The organism is Paenibacillus sp. FA6 (genome assembly GCF_051550225.1).
GTDB lineage: Bacteria > Bacillota > Bacilli > Paenibacillales > Paenibacillaceae > Paenibacillus_AQ.
The window spans coordinates 5,650,477-5,666,632 of sequence record NZ_CP188820.1 but is presented as its reverse complement, the minus strand read 5'-3'; the positions used below and the strand labels follow the sequence as shown (position 1 = coordinate 5,666,632).

12 protein-coding genes are annotated in these 16,156 nt (G+C 44.3%); 5 read left to right on the top strand and 7 right to left on the bottom strand.

Going from position 1 to position 16,156, the window contains the following annotated elements:
* Nucleotides 1-60: 60 nt before the first annotated feature.
* The 7 genes from argH to argC form a co-directional block, all read right to left on the bottom strand.
* Entirely contained in the window at nucleotides 61-1,482 is a 1,422-nt protein-coding gene (argH, locus tag ACP8HI_RS25385) for an argininosuccinate lyase (RefSeq protein WP_438348876.1), read from the bottom strand.
* 143 nt (nucleotides 1,483-1,625) lie between these two features.
* A complete protein-coding gene (locus tag ACP8HI_RS25380; RefSeq protein WP_438348875.1) occupies nucleotides 1,626-2,858 on the bottom strand; it encodes an argininosuccinate synthase in 1,233 nt (410 codons plus the stop codon).
* A gap of 194 nt (nucleotides 2,859-3,052) precedes the next feature.
* Complete coding sequence (argF, locus tag ACP8HI_RS25375) at nucleotides 3,053-4,009, bottom strand: ornithine carbamoyltransferase (protein ID WP_438348874.1); 957 nt, start codon at nucleotides 4,007-4,009, stop codon at nucleotides 3,053-3,055.
* Nucleotides 4,010-4,431: 422 nt separating this feature from the next.
* Nucleotides 4,432-5,667 carry an acetylornithine transaminase gene (locus ACP8HI_RS25370; protein WP_438348873.1) on the bottom strand — a complete coding sequence of 412 codons (1,236 nt, stop codon included), beginning with the start codon at nucleotides 5,665-5,667 and terminating at the stop codon, nucleotides 4,432-4,434.
* 34 nt (nucleotides 5,668-5,701) lie between these two features.
* Complete coding sequence (argB, locus tag ACP8HI_RS25365; RefSeq protein WP_438351992.1) at nucleotides 5,702-6,532, bottom strand: acetylglutamate kinase; 831 nt, start codon at nucleotides 6,530-6,532, stop codon at nucleotides 5,702-5,704.
* Nucleotides 6,533-7,245: 713 nt separating this feature from the next.
* Nucleotides 7,246-8,571, bottom strand: a complete 1,326-nt coding sequence (argJ, locus tag ACP8HI_RS25360) for a bifunctional glutamate N-acetyltransferase/amino-acid acetyltransferase ArgJ (RefSeq protein WP_438348872.1) — start codon at nucleotides 8,569-8,571, stop codon at nucleotides 7,246-7,248.
* Nucleotides 8,572-8,587: 16 nt separating this feature from the next.
* Nucleotides 8,588-9,637 (bottom strand): N-acetyl-gamma-glutamyl-phosphate reductase, encoded by a 1,050-nt coding sequence (gene argC / locus ACP8HI_RS25355; RefSeq protein ID WP_438351991.1) that lies wholly within the window; start codon nucleotides 9,635-9,637, stop codon nucleotides 8,588-8,590.
* A gap of 244 nt (nucleotides 9,638-9,881) precedes the next feature.
* On the opposite strand from argC, the gene ACP8HI_RS25350 reads away from it, so the two are divergent.
* From ACP8HI_RS25350 to ACP8HI_RS25330, 5 genes are all read left to right on the top strand, one after another.
* Nucleotides 9,882-11,693 carry a sensor histidine kinase gene (locus ACP8HI_RS25350; protein WP_438348871.1) on the top strand — a complete coding sequence of 604 codons (1,812 nt, stop codon included), beginning with the start codon at nucleotides 9,882-9,884 and terminating at the stop codon, nucleotides 11,691-11,693.
* Nucleotides 11,686-12,786, top strand: coding sequence for a response regulator transcription factor (locus tag ACP8HI_RS25345; protein ID WP_438348870.1), 1,101 nt, complete (start codon nucleotides 11,686-11,688; stop codon nucleotides 12,784-12,786). Before ACP8HI_RS25350 ends, ACP8HI_RS25345 begins: the two co-directional genes overlap by 8 nt.
* A gap of 175 nt (nucleotides 12,787-12,961) precedes the next feature.
* Nucleotides 12,962-14,281 carry an ABC transporter substrate-binding protein gene (locus tag ACP8HI_RS25340; protein WP_438348869.1) on the top strand — a complete coding sequence of 440 codons (1,320 nt, stop codon included), beginning with the start codon at nucleotides 12,962-12,964 and terminating at the stop codon, nucleotides 14,279-14,281.
* 95 nt (nucleotides 14,282-14,376) lie between these two features.
* Nucleotides 14,377-15,255, top strand: a complete 879-nt coding sequence (locus tag ACP8HI_RS25335; RefSeq protein WP_438348868.1) for a carbohydrate ABC transporter permease — start codon at nucleotides 14,377-14,379, stop codon at nucleotides 15,253-15,255.
* 30 nt (nucleotides 15,256-15,285) lie between these two features.
* Nucleotides 15,286-16,113, top strand: coding sequence for a carbohydrate ABC transporter permease (locus tag ACP8HI_RS25330; RefSeq protein ID WP_438348867.1), 828 nt, complete (start codon nucleotides 15,286-15,288; stop codon nucleotides 16,111-16,113).
* Nucleotides 16,114-16,156 lie beyond the last annotated feature (43 nt).

Below are 16,156 nucleotides of genomic sequence, written 5' to 3'. Positions count from 1 at the left end.
CCTCCATCCCCGCTATTCATTCGCAGGTTTGGAGGCTTTTGGGTAATCTAAAAGGTTAAGCTATTTGTATTGTGACTCTTCGTCGTGTTGCTCAACCCACTGCTTCGCGGATTGCAGCTTCACTTCACTACGTTCAATCGCTGCTGCAACTTGTACCGTAGCTGTTCCGCCATATACATTCCGTGCATTCACAACCGCTTCCGGTTGTAACACATCATATATTCGCTCATCGAATAATGCTGAGAACTCCTGGAACTCCTCCAGCGTCAGATCTAGCAAATATTTATTGTTCTGAATACAGTAAAGTACCGTCTTGCCAATCACTTCATGTGCTTGACGGAAAGGTAATCCCTTGCCCACGAGGAAATCGGCAATATCTGTTGCATTGGAGAAGTCCTTATTCACAGCTTCACGCATCCGACCTTTGTTCACTTTCATCGTTGCGATCATCGGAGCGAATAATTGAAGGGCACCTTCAAGTGTTGCCACTGTATCGAACATGCCTTCCTTATCTTCCTGCATATCCTTGTTATAGGCCAGAGGTAGCGACTTCAACACCGTGAGAAGCCCCATCAAATTCCCATAGACACGTCCTGTCTTACCACGCACTAATTCGGGAACGTCTGGATTCTTCTTCTGAGGCATAATGCTACTACCTGTACAGAACGCATCATCGAGCTCAACAAAACCAAATTCCGTGCTGCTCCACAACACGAGTTCCTCACTGAGTCGAGATAGATGCGTCATGATGAGCGAAGCATTCGCTAGAAATTCTACGATGAAATCACGATCACTTACAGCATCTAGACTGTTCTCATACACGCCATCGAATCCAAGTTGCTCAGCTACGAAATGACGATCAATCGGGAACGTTGTACCAGCAAGTGCTCCTGCACCAAGTGGCAGAATATTAATCCGCTTATAGCTATCCATCAGACGTTCAGCATCGCGTCCGAACATCGACACATATGCCATCAAATGATGGGCAAATAGAATCGGCTGTGCTCGTTGTAGATGCGTATACCCTGGAACGATCGTATCCAAATTATCTTTCGCCTGAGTGATCAGCGCTGCTTGTACTTCCTGCAACATAGCCGTCAGAGCGACGACGCGTTTGCGTAAATACAAGTGCATGTCCGTAGCAACCTGATCATTACGGCTTCGTCCTGTATGTAGCTTTCCACCTACGGGTCCGATCTCATCTATGAGATTCTTCTCGATATTCATATGGATATCCTCATCTGAGACAGAGAACACAATTTCACCGGAACGTATTTTGGCTAATACCTTCTTCAATCCCTCGCGAATGGTCTCTGCATCTTCCTCTGGCACGATACCGCATTTACCAAGCATCGTTACATGCGCCAGGCTACCCTGAATGTCTTCTTCTGCAAGCGCCTGATCGAAGCCGATGGAAGCTGTATACTCCTCCACCAGATGGTTGGTCTGCTTCGTAAAGCGCCCTCCCCATAGTTTGCTCATGATTCGTTCTCCCTTCATATAACAACAGAGGGCCGCTCCTTTTTTTCAAATAGACAAGGAGCGGCACTTGCTGCCTTTAAGCTAAATGTATTAGTGGTTGTTCAAAAGAAACCTTTTCAACTCGCACTATAATAAATTCCGAATTATTTACTTTGTTGAACGCCTGCTGCCACTTTAAGGCGCAAAGCATTGAGATTGATGAATCCAGTAGCATCACCTTGATCATAAGCTTGTGACGGATCTGCTTCCATTGTAGCAATGTCCGGATTGTACAAGCTGACTGGGCTCTTCACACCCGCTCCGATAATATTTCCTTTGTACAACTTAACGCGTACTGTACCGGTCACATTGTTCTGACTCTCCTTCACGAGCGCTTGCAGAGCTAGACGTTCTGGTGCGAACCAGAAGCCATTGTATACAAGTGTACTGTAACGAGTGATCAGGCTATCGCGTAGGTTCATCACTTCACGATCCATCGTAATCGACTCCATTTTGCGATGAGCTGTGAATAGGATTGTACCACCCGGAGTCTCATACACACCACGGCTCTTCATGCCGACGAAGCGGTTCTCCACCATATCAACGCGACCGATCCCATGTTTACCACCAAGTTCATTCAGTTGTTCCATGACCTGTAGTGGGCTGAGTTTCTTACCATTAAGAGCTACGCAATCACCTTGTGCAAATTCAAGCTCCAAGTATTCTGCTTCATCTGGTGCATCCTCTGGGGATACGCTCAGCAGGAACATGTCCTTGTTCTCAAGAGCACTTGGGTCGAACCAAGGATCTTCGAGCACACCGCTCTCATAGCTAATATGTAGCAAGTTACGATCCATCGAGTAAGACTTCGCCGCGGATGCTGTAACTGGGATATCATGCTTCTCTGCATACGATATCATCTCAGCGCGTCCTGGGAAATCATTACGGAATTCTTCCAGACGCCATGGCGCGATAACCTTGATATCTGGCGCAAGCGCCGCAACACCTAGTTCAAAACGAACCTGGTCATTCCCTTTACCCGTAGCCCCGTGAGCAATCATTGTTGCCCCTTCAGCACGAGCAATATCAACCATACGCTTGGCGATTAATGGACGAGCAATACTCGTTCCTAGTAAATATTGACCTTCATACAATGCTCCCGATTGGAACATCGGATAGATGAAGTCATTCGCGAATTCATCGCGTAAGTCATCAATATACACTTTGGATGCACCCGTTGCGAGCGCTTTTTCCTCCAAACCGTCTAACTCTTCCTTTTGCCCCACATCTGCCGTGAACGCAATAATCTCTGCATCGTATGTTTCTTTAAGCCATTTCAGAATGATCGATGTATCCAATCCCCCGGAGTAGGCGAGTACAATCTTTTCCTTTGCCATGCACGATAACTTCCCTTCCATATATCTATAGTAGTGTAGGATAACCGCTACTTTCTGCAATATCCCTTGTTTCTAGAGGTAGTTCAAAAAGTCATCTTTTGATCACGAAGGTTATCAAGAGGTCTATTCGACATCGAACTTTTAGCAACTACTCATCATAGTAAATATCCTTAACCAATCATACTATGAATTAATTATCCCATCAACGCGGCCATTAAAGCCTTTTGTGCATGAAGACGGTTCTCTGCTTGGTCGAAAATAACAGAATTACTTCCGTCAATCACGCCTTCGCTCACTTCTTCACCACGATGTGCGGGTAGGCAATGCATGAAGAGATAGTCACTCTTCGCGCCTTGAACTAGCAGTTCATCCACTTGATAGTCTTTAAAAGCGGCTTCCCGAACTTTCTGTTCCTCTTCAAATCCCATACTCGCCCATACATCCGTATAGATCACATCTGCATCTTTAACGGCTTCTTGTGGACTGCGAGTAACGATGATCTGCGCTCCTGTCTCACGAGCAATCTCAAGACATTCTTTCACAACAGACGCATCCGGCTCATAACCCTCAGGCGTAGCTACCGATACATGAACACCAAGCTTGGCGCCACCGATCATCAGAGAATGTGCCATATTATTGCCATCACCAATATAAGCGAGCTTCAATCCTTGTAGCTTCCCTTTGTGCTCATACACGGTCTGATAGTCCGCTAGAACCTGACAAGGATGCGCAAGATCGCTAAGTCCATTAATAACCGGTACAGTCGCATAACGCGCTAAATCAATCACATTCTCATGACCGAAAGTACGGATCATCATCCCGTCCAAATAACGTGATAACACTTGTGCTGTATCGCTAATGATCTCCCCACGTCCCAGCTGGATATCATTCTTGCTCAAGAAGAGCGCATGCGCCCCCAATTGAAAAGCTCCCACTTCAAAAGACACCCGCGTACGTGTCGAGGATTTCTCGAAAATAAGTCCGATCGTCTTGCCCTTAAGCGGCTGGTATACCTCACCATTCTTGTGCTTAGTCTTAATCTCAATCGCTAAATCGATTAAATATTGAATCTCTTCTGTTGTGAAATCATCCAGTTCGATGAAATCACGACCCTTTAGATCAATTACTTGTTGCTGTTCACTCTGCTTCATTCGTCGAAGCCTCCATTCATTATTCTAATGCTTATCAAACACCAATCTTTAATAGTTGCGTTAATGCCAACTTCAACTTCAATGTCAACTTCAACGTCAAAGTCAACTTCAACGTCAACTTCAACCGTCGACATCCAAATCAAACAGTTGCAGAAAGTACACTTAAATTTGGCTAAATTGCCCTTCTGCGAGTTTTAGTTGCAGAAAGGACATCTAACTTACTGGGAAACACCCATTTTACCCGTAATCCCCACTTTTAACTGTATATTTTGCAACTATTCCACTCCAACTCTAACTTTCATTCTAATTAGATACACGTAATACAACTAATTATCTACAAGGTAGCACTAGACCGCTAAATCTCTACTTTTCAAACTATTAACCCTACCTATGCTACGATCCGACAACTATTTCGTTCCCGCCTAGACCGTCTTTACCTTCGTATGTTCGCGAATTAGATCTGCCACAATCGCTACAGCCTGATCAATCTCCTGCTCCGTCACATAGAGGTTCGGCAACAAACGAATGACGTTTGGTCCGGCATTTATAAATAAGAGTCCACGTTGTTGTCCTTCCAGCACAAGAGTACCTACTGGCTCCACACACTCGATACCAACCAGCAGCCCCAGTCCACGGATTTCTTTGACAAAAGGATTCCCCTTAAGCTCCTCATTCAACTTCGCGAATAAGTATTCACTCGCCTTCGCAGCAAGCTTAGGAACATCATCTTCCTTCATCGTCTCAATTGTAGCAATGATCGCTGCTGTGGCAAGCGGTGTTCCACCAAAGGTCGAACCATGACTGCCTGCCGTAAATGCTTCGCGCAAATATTCCTTGCCTAGCATAGCACCCGCTGGGAATCCACTCGCGATACCCTTAGCAACTGTGAAAATATCCGGTTCAACTCCATAATGCTCATGAGCGAACCATTTACCTGTACGGCCCATACCCGTCTGAATCTCATCGATAATCAGGAGCAATCCCTCTTGCTTACACAATTCAGCAACAGCCTGCACGAACTCCGGTTGTGCTACTAATACGCCGCCTTCAGCAAGTACCATCTCCAACATAATCGCAGCTGTCTGGTCCGAAATGGCAGCCTTCAGCGCATCTAGATCATGCAATGGTACCGTCTTAAATCCAGCTGGAAGTGGTAAGAATCCTTCCTTCACCTTATCCTGACCTGTGGCAGTCAGCGTAGCTAATGTGCGTCCATGAAAGGACTGATTGAACGTAATGACTTCATAACGTCCAGTTCCTTTAACCTTTTGATGATAACGACGGGCCAATTTAATAGCTGCTTCATTCGCCTCTGCTCCACTATTACAAAAGAATACCGCATCCGCACATGAGACCGATGTTAGCAAGGACGCTGCCTTCTCCTGATTCGGAATTTGGAAGAGGTTCGATACATGCCATAACTCATCAAGTTGCTGCTTCAGCTTCTCTTTTACCTTTTCCGGGGCATGACCCAAATTCGTTACCGCTAACCCACACATGAAATCCAAGTATTTATTGCCTTGATCATCCCATAACCAGCTTCCTTGTCCTTTGACCAAGCTAATCGGGTAACGAGCATATGTTGGGAACAAAGCACTTGTCGGTTGATCTTTCGGTTTATCTTTCAATTGATCATGCTGACCCACTAAATTTGCCATGTCTTATTTCACTCCATTCTATTAATCTACTATGTTACCCTCGAGCAATTCGAGTTCCTATCGTTTCACCTTGCATAACACGACTTAGTACCTTCGGTTCACTACCATCTACAATCACAACTTCTTGAACATCCCCGTGGATGCAGCTCATCGCTGCGCGCACTTTCGGGATCATTCCACCGTAGATTTCTCCTGTCCCAATCATATCATTTATCTGCTGCATAGTAACCGAAGGCAAGACTACTTTCTCACCATTCACCGTTTGCATAATCCCAGGTACATCTGTTACAACAATCATCCGCTCCACACCCAAATGTGAAGCGACAGCTCCCGCGGCTGTGTCTGCGTTAATGTTGTATCGTTGTCCTGACTTATCTATACCAATAGGTGCAATTACCGGGATATAACCCATGTTCTGCACCCCTTGAATAAGAGTAGCTTCAACATGTGTAACCTCACCAACCCAACCTACCTCTGCGCTATTAGCTACAGGCTTCGCTTGAATAAGGGAACCATCCACACCTGAAAGGCCCCATGCGCGACCACCGACATTCTGAATCCGCCGCACAATTTGCTTATTAATGCTGCCAGACAGCACCATCTCGACCACATCAAGGACATCCTCCGTCGTCTTACGCAACCCATTGACGAATTCACTCTCAATCCCGAGCTTCGCGAGATTATCGGAGATTGCCGGTCCACCACCATGAACGATGACAGGCTGTACCCCACTCTCCTGCAATTGTCTCAGGTCATGGAAGAAGGAATCGGGTAACGCTGCAAGCGTACTTCCACCGCACTTCATCACGAAGCTCCCTTGTCCTTTGCTTGTGACTTGATGCTGTCCCTTCTCTTGACCTTTCATACTCGTCCCCATACAATAATCTTCCCCTCTCATTGAATATCAGAACTGTATAAGAGGTTATTTAAAAAGTCATCTTCTTTATACAATTCTGATATTTCTCGCAGATACGGACACCTGAAAGCAATCCAAAGTATCGCTAGCATCAGAGGCATAAACTTCTCTAAGAAAAACGCTAATGCCATCCACCTGCTCTTTACCCGCACAACATCAACATCAACATCAACATCAACATCAACATCAACAATAGTTGCAGAAAGTACACTTAAATTCGACCGAACTCCACTTATCCTAATTCTAGTTGCAAAAAGTACATCTAAATTACTGGAAGTTCCCCATTTTCGTCGTTTTGCCTACTTTAACTGTATTTTTTGCAACTACTTCTCGCTTTTCTTACTTTTCTTCTTAATTAAGTGCTGTTTATGCAACTATTCCGCACACGTGTTGGCATGAAGGCGATTTGTTACGTTCGTTTGTGTTCGTTACGTTTGCTCGCTTATGTTTGTTCCCGTGCGTTGTGTTCATTGTGTTTGTTCGCGTACGTTGTGTTCATTGTGTTTGTTCCCATGCGTTGTGTTCATTCTGTTCGTTCGCGTACGTTAGGCTGGTTTGGTTCGACGTCAGTGGCGGAATCCACGACAGCATTCCACCCGCGCTCTGCGTGGTGTATGCGTACATTCCCGCGCATTCTGCATGCAGTTTGTCCTAACTGCTAATCAAGTCCGATATGCCGCATTAATTCGCACATAATCATATGTTAAATCGCAGCCCCATGCCGTCGCTTGCCCTTGACCGCCATGTAGGTCTACAAATATACGTACCGTATCACCTTTTAAATAGACCAAAGCTTCCTCTTCATCAAAAACAACCGGTCGTGATCCCTCGAGCACCGAGATAGGCCCCAATTGGATATCTACCTGCTCTGGATTCACAGGTTCACCTGCTCGCCCTACAGCAGCGATGATTCGTCCCCAGTTCGCATCCGCTCCGAACACCGCAGACTTCACAAGACTTGAACCCACAACCGTCTTCGCAATGACTCTTGCCGAGTTGTCACTGACTGCTCCGTGTACCACAACTTCAACCAATCTAGTAGCACCCTCACCATCGCGAGCAATCGCCATAGCTAGCTTCTGACATACATACGTGAAAGCATCTGCGAAAGCAGCCCAATCCGGGTGAGTCGAGTTCAGACTCTGGTTGCCTGCAAGTCCACTCGCCATCGTAATGAGCATATCATTCGTGCTTGTGTCACCATCTACGGTAATCATGTTGAACGTGAGATCCGTAGCTTGTCGCATCAGTTGCTGCAGTGCCACTTGATCGATGTTGGCATCTGTCGTCATAAAAGCCAGCATCGTGGCCATATTCGGATGTATCATCCCTGACCCCTTCGCTGCTCCGGCAATAATAATTTCCTTGCCGTCAACTACAACAGATACACAAGCTTCCTTCTTCACCAAATCCGTGGTGAGGATGGCTTGTGAGAAGTCCTCCGCGCCGACTTCGTCTTGGCTAAGACGCGGCGGCAATGCCTCGATGCCTGCGTGCACGCAGTCCATCTTGAGCAGCTCGCCGATCACGCCTGTCGACGCGACAGCCACATCCAGCTCCGCCACGCCGAGCTGGCGGGCCATCGCCGCCCGCATAGCATAGGCATCAGCTTCGCCTTGCTGCCCTGTGCAAGCGTTGGCGTTGCCGCTATTGACCACGACGGCTCGTAGCTTGCCGTCGACAAGACTCTCGCGCGTCACCTTCAGTGGCGCCGCTTGGAACACGCTGGTGGTATACACAGCCGCTGCTGTGGCCACCACCTCACATACAATGGCGCCGATATCATGGCGCTCCGTCTTTTTCAATCCACAGTGTACTCCGCCTGCGCTGAACCCCTTCGGCGTTATAATCGAGCCGCCCTCAACTACCGCGTATTTGCCATGTCCGACAGGTTGTTCACTCAACTCCACGCCCTGCCCTACAGTTGTTTCACTCGATCCCACTTCTTGCCCCACAGCTTCTTCACTCAACTTTTTGTCATGTCCCATAGTTAATTTCCTCGACTTACGGATACACTGGCGTGTAACCTAAACCGAGATTCTCCTCCCATCCCATCATCAGGTTCAAATTCTGAATCGCTTGGCCCGAAGCGCCTTTTACAATATTATCAACGACAGAAATAATCGTTATTCTTCCTGTTCGATCATCTACCAAGAATCCCATATCACAGTAATTGGAGCCTGATACTTCCTTCGTCGCTGGCCATACACCATCTTCTCTTACCCTTACAAAAGGTCGACCTTTGTAATAGTCTCGATACAACTCAACAAAATCAGCCTGCGTATGTTCTCCAGTCACCTGAGCATACATCGTACTCATAATTCCGCGCGTCATGGGTACCAAGTGCGTGGTAAACGTCACCGTGACCTTCTCGCCCAACACATCGCTAAGTACCTGCTCAATTTCTGGTATATGCTGATGTTTATTTACTTTATAAGCTTTTAAATTCTCATTAATCTCTGCATAATGCGCCGTTAAGCTCGTTCCACGACCTGCTCCTGATACACCTGACTTGGCATCAATAATAATGCTCGATGCATCGATCCATCCTGCTTCTATTGCTGGAATAAGCCCAAGCAGCGTTGCTGTCGGGAAACATCCTGGATTAGATATGAAATCCACACCCGCAACGAGGTCACCATACACTTCGCAAAGCCCGTATACCGCCTGCTCAACATAAGCAGGATCAGCCGCTGGATGCTTATACCACTGCTCATACGTCGCGCCATCCTTAATTCGGAAGTCACCAGATAAATCTATCACCTTTAGCCCCGCTTGAAGGAGCTTCGGAACTAGTGGTGTACTCACCCCAGAAGGTGTTGCTGCGAACACAACGTCAGCCTTACTCACCATATTCTGTATATCTAGATCGTCCAAGTTCTCCATAATAATATCTGTTAAATGTGGAAACCCCTTAGAAATAGGAACTCCCGCACTTGAAGATGAAATAACAGAGGTTATATCCACTCTTGGATGCCCCTGTAACAAGCGAATTAATTCTACTCCGCCATAACCTGTTGAACCGATAATCGCTACCCTAATCTTAGATTCCACTGCCATGATTTTCGTATCCCCTCTCTCATCGACCCTGAACAAAACCGCTATAATAAGTATGTATTATTATACAACCGAGTTAATATAAATACAACACCTTTAGCCTTCATACTCCTGTTGATTATTCGAATAATTAAGGTATAGTAATATGACCTTAGCATAACGGTCAAATAGAAACAGCTGTGCCGGCATTTTAGAAAACTTATACCTTCTTATACTTTACGAAACCACTGGAGGTCTTATCGTGAAACGATTCAACACTTTGTTTGAATGGTTCGGACGATTACAAATCATTCGAAAAATCATCCTTATTTTTCTCCCACTCATTATTATTCCACTATTCATCTCCGGCTTTCTATCTAGCTATAACTTTAGACATTCCACCATTCAGAATATGGAACAGAATGTGTTGGATGAATCTAAGCTCATTATCTCCCAAATCAATTCCATCATTACCAATGCAGAGAACAGTGCGAATATTATCGCCACTGACATGAACCGTATCATTAATAATTCTCCAAAAGAACGGAATTCCCTACAAGAACTACAGTTTAGACGCCAAATTCAAAGTAAACTTTCCATTGACCTTATTTTGTTTACAGATGTAGATTCAGCTATCTTCATCGATACAGACCATCATATCTACACCTCCTATTCTAATATAAACGTGGCCGATCAGGAGGTATTCAAGAGTGGAATGATACAACAGATCATCTCCAAAGGAAGCTTCGGAATGGATCGGTGGTTCCCCATGATGAAACGTGATTATCTAGTCAGTAATCCAGAAGTGCCTATCTTAACTCTCGGAAAGGTCGTTATTGACGTAGATAGCGGAAACAGATTAGGTACTCTTTTTATAAATGTACCAGAAACAAGCTTCTCTTCCTTTCTCGGAGGAGGGGAAACACAGGATTTGTCTAAATCATACTTCATAGTCGACGCCAATCAACGAATCATCGCAAGCTCTGATACAAAAGTGCTCTTACAGCCCTTTGAGACCATATACGAACAACCCATCGTATCCTCTAGCACACCGTTCTCCACAATGATAGATAGTTCAGCAGGACAACAACTTCTTACCGTCATTGGCTATGACATCATGAACTGGAATTTAGTGAACATTAACGGAATGACAACACTAACTAGTGCTATTCAACATAACATCTGGATGACTATCGCCATAGGTCTTGTATGTCTGTTCCTCTCGCTTCTAGGAGCTGGCTTCTTATCCAGAATCATCGTCAACCCCCTGCTCCAGCTTACCAAAACGATGCGTAAAGTGAAGGAAGGAGACTTAAACGTCTCTGCCACTATCACTACACAGGATGAGACAGGTTTGCTAGCATCCGTCTTCAATATGATGATCGAACGAATTAAACAGCTTATTATCACCGTTGAGAATGATCAGCTGCATAAACGAGAGTATGAGCTTGCACTGATCCATGCTCAGATTAAACCCCACTTTCTTTATAACACACTAGATACCATCTACGTGTTGGCGGATATGGATCGTGCAGAAGAGGCAAGAGATACAACGAAGGCCCTCGCAGATTTCTACCGTGTCATTCTGAGTAAAGGCAGTGAGATTATCACACTCGCAGAAGAAGCTAAAATTGTTAATGGTTATCTCATGATTATGCAGATTCGCAATCCCGATATTCTGCGATATGATATCCACATTCCTGATGAATTACAAAGGGTAGACGTTCCTAAGCTATCCCTACAACCCCTTGTAGAGAATGCTATCTATCACGGTCTCAAGATGAGCGATCATCGTGGCTTCATTCGGATATCTGCACATGCTCAAGGGAATAATGTCATTATTCAAGTAGAAGACAATGGTGTCGGAATGTCTCCATCTCTCTTGTCTCAGTTGATGAACTTTAGACATAAGATTGAAAAGCCGACATCTATCGGAATATATAGTGTTCACGAGAGAGTTAAGCTATATTATGGTGACATGTATGGTGTTACCGTTCAGAGCACTGAAGGTCAGGGCACCCTTGTCGAAATTACAATTCCCAATACACAACCTAAAGGAGAACTACATGTATAAAGTAATGATCGTGGATGATGAACCGTTGTTCAGAGACTACATGCGTAGCAAACTAGACTGGGCCAGTCATGGATTCCGCATTTGCTGTGAAGCTCCTAACGGAAGGGAAGCTTTGGAGGAAGCATCGCAGAATGATCCGGATTTAGCTTTTATTGATATCTCTATGCCACATATCGATGGTTTGCAATTAGCAGAACGATTGAAACAGACACACCCCAATATGTGTATTGTATTCGTCACTGGGCATAGTGAATTTGATTATGCAAGAAAGGCGATTCGTCTCGGTGTACAAGACTATCTACTCAAACCTTTTAACAAAGAGGAATTTACAGCTACATTACAGCGTGTCAAACAAGCCCTTGAGGATATCGCTCTAGCCTCAGATAGGACAACCTACTCGCCTCCTAAGGATAGGATCGCAATGGAGGTCACGGACACCCTCTCTTTTGAAGCACAAGAAACAATTATATTATCTCTTAGAATGAGAGAATTTACAGCTATAGAAGATGAATTACACCGAGTCCTACAAGATATAAGACGAACAGACATCGCTAGTGATTCCGCGCATAAGTACCTTGTGGCACTTCTAAATCTGTGTCTTTCTTTCATCATTGAGTCGGGGATGACGCCTGAACAGGTTTGGGGGACAACTTTCTCTCCCGAACAGCAACTGAAGAAGTTCCATTCATGGGATGAAGCGGAAGCTTGGATCATTGAACTTTATCGTAAAAGTCTACGTCTTAGAGAGAATATTCGCCCTTCAAAGTCATATCGATTGTTCTTATCCGCTAAAACATATATCAGAGAAAACTATCATGATTCAGAACTATCCGTTGAAGGAGTCGCGCAAGCTCTTTTCGTTGACCCTAGTTATTTACGTAAAGTATTTAAGAAAGAAGCTCGAATTTCCGCCGTGGATTACATCACCTACTATCGCATGAAAGAAGCCAAGGAACTTCTTGTCATAGGGCAGATGAAGCTCTCAACGATCGCTGAGAAATTAGGATACAATGACCCTAACTATTTCAGTAAGTCCTTTAAAAAGAGATTCGGTATATCCCCCTCTGAATTCGAACAACTTTACAAGAAATAGGCGAATCTTTGATAGATTCGTTTTTTATTGTCCCGATTTTTCCATATTGTGCCCGATTAATGCATTATCCTAATAACGAAACGAATCTATAATAAACACATCACCTTGAAAGCGTTACCAGCTATTATTATCCGGTTGCCTAAGAGGTAGACATTTAAGAAAAGTGGGGTCTAACATGAAAAAATCCTGGTCTAAATCACTAGCTACTCTAGTCACACTCTCCATGTTCTCTTTACTGCTCGCTGCTTGTTCCGGTAGTAATTCGAATAATAACACCGCAAGCTCGAGCAACAATACCGCTGCTGCTAAGACAACACTCAAGGTATATGCCCAGCATTTCGATGATGATACATCTAAACCATTCGATTATGCCGTAAACGAACTTAAGGTAGCGATGCCGAATGTTGAGATTATACTTGAGCCAGCCGTGCAAGATGGGAATCAAAAGTTGAAGACCTTTGCGGCAACTGGAAATATGCCCGACATATATGAAACAGATTGGGTAACCTTACAGACGTTCGCAAAATCTAAGAATGTTCTACTATTAGACGATCAAGCTGAGACCGCTGCTTTTAAAGAAAAGCTCAACCCAGGTGTTGAAGGTCGATTAGTCGCACCTGATGGTCATGTCTACGCCTATCCCTTCACCGGAATTGAGTTCCAAATTCTTTATTACAATAAGCAAATTTTCAAAGATGCTGGTATCGAGCTTCCAATCAAGACGATTGATCAATTAGCCGCTGCTGCAGAGAAGTTGAAAGCTAAGGGAATCATTCCCCTCTCGATCTTCGCTAAAGAGAAATGGATCACAACCGCACTCTATCAAGGATTCGTTACACGTGAAGAAGCGAGTGGATACGGAAAGCTAGAAGAAGTGGGAACTACCCAATTGTCAGAACCTTTCATCACAGCAGCTGAACAATTGAAGAAATTACAACAAGCAGGACTCTTCGATGTCAATGCTACCAACACGAACTATGATCAAGCTTCCTCCTTGTTCTATACAGGAAAAGCAGCTATGTTCGTCAACGGACAATGGGAGATTTACAGCTCTCAAGAGAAGCTAGGTGATAACGTCGATTGGATGTACTGGCCTGCCAAAGATGAAGAGACCTATGAGAAAACGAAGTTCGTCATTAACGGCTCTCCCTCTCCAGGAGGATACGCAGTGTCACCAGCAACGAAGGATCAAGAATTAGCTGTCAAAGTGGCAAGCTTCCTAGCTCAAAAAGCTGCTGAATACAAATATTCGCAACTTGGAAGTCCGATTGTATCTGTGAAGATTGATAAAGAAGTCACTGCAGAAGTACCTGCCATGATGAAACGTCTCGCAGAAGAAGTTCTTCCCAATGCTACCGGATATGCTACAGCGCTGAATAATGTCTCGATCAAGAATGTTCTCGATGATAATACACAGAACATCTTAGTTGATGGCTATTCTGTAGAACAATTCGTAAAGAGCTTAAACCTCATTCTATCTAAGCAAAATAAGTAAAAAAGATAAGTAAGATCATAATAGACTCCCCTTGATGCTTCAGTTATGAGGTTATCAGGGGGTATTGTTTCCAAGGAAAGGAGTGGGCTTCAATTATGAATCGATATTTAAGCAACAAGAAAGCTATTCTTATCTTCCTTCTTCCAGCATTACTCGTCTACTCTATCGTGCTGATTTATCCTGTTGTACAAACGATGTATCGTAGCTTTTTTGAATGGGATGGATTGAGTACCGCTGTGTTTAATGGTCTTGATAATTACAGGGATATGTTTGATGATCCCCTTCTATATACGTCGCTAAAGAATGGGCTTATCTTCGCCATTGTCCTTGTCGTCTTTCAAATCGGGCTAGGTACCATCTTGGCGCTTGCTTGTGCAGATCCACGAGTTAAATTTAGAAAAATATTAAAAACAGCCTATTTCATACCGGTCATTCTATCCGTTACCGTTGTATGTCAACTATGGATCGCGATGTACGATCCTACGAACGGTCTCATTAATAAATTATTCCAAGCTCTGCATATTCCCTACCAGCAGAACTGGTTAACATCGCCGAGTGTGTCTATTATTGCTATCGCCTTTGTTAATGCTTGGCAGTTCATGGGCTACCAATTCAGCCTGCTCTATGCAGGTGTAAAGTCTATCCCCGAGCAGTACTATGAGGCAGCAACTATCGATGGTTGTAGTAAATGGATGGCTCATCGCAAAGTAACGCTTCCCTTGATGAGAGAAACGTTCAAATTCTGTTTCATTATCGCCATCACTTCGGGTATCGGCGCCTTCGTACAAATGCTTATTATGACGAATGGTGGACCGGGTACCAGCAACTATACTCAGACCTTTATGATCTATCGTTATGCATTCCTAGAAAGTAATTATGGCTATGCATCCGCTATTTCCGTCCTTCTGGTTGCCATTTCATTACTAGCGACTATTATCATTAACAAAGTATTTGATCGCAAAGAAGAAATTTAATGTCAGTCACCTAAGAAAGGAGAGATCGTTATGCAACGAATAAAAGCAATCCTTCTACAGTTTCCCTTATGGATTTATTTCCTAATATCCGTCTATCCGCTGTTCTGGATGATTTCATATTCACTTAAGAATAACAACGAAATATTTGTAACCAATCCATTTGGTCTACCTACCCATTTTCGCTTCGAGAATTATGTAAATGCATGGACCCAATTTAGTCTCCCACAATATTTCATGAACAGTGTGATTGTAGCTACTGTATCTACTCTGTTCATCGTTATCTTTTCCCTGATGTTCTCTTTCGCTATAGCTCGATTACGCTGGAAGTTACGTGAAAGTGTTAGAATCTACATGATTATCGGTATGTTCATGCCACTGCAAGTCATAATGATTCCGCTAGCTATTCTCGTGAAAGATTTCCATTTAGCCAATACTTATGGTGCTCTTATTATTCCATATATCGCTATCGGTCTACCTTTCTCATCTCTGATCTTCTACGGCTTCATGCGTGAAATTCCATTAGAAATTGAAGAAGCTGCCTGTATGGATGGAGCCAATGTATATCGATTGTTTCTACGAATCGTCATACCCGTGGTGACCCCGGCCATTGCCACGGTCATCATCTTCCAATTCCTGAACAATTGGAATGAATTTATGCTAGCCAATATTCTAATCTCAGATGATTCCATGAAGACACTCCCACTTGGACTACTCTTCTTCCAAGGACAGTACAGTACAGACTGGGGAGGTATGGGTGCAGTCATGACCATCGCCAGCCTACCTATGGTCATCGTATACTTGTTCTTCAGTGAACAGGTTGAGCGAGCTATGACAGTGGGTTCTGCTGTTAAGGGGTAGTACGCTGTACAAGCTCTGTGAATAACTCAACTTTCGCACCAGA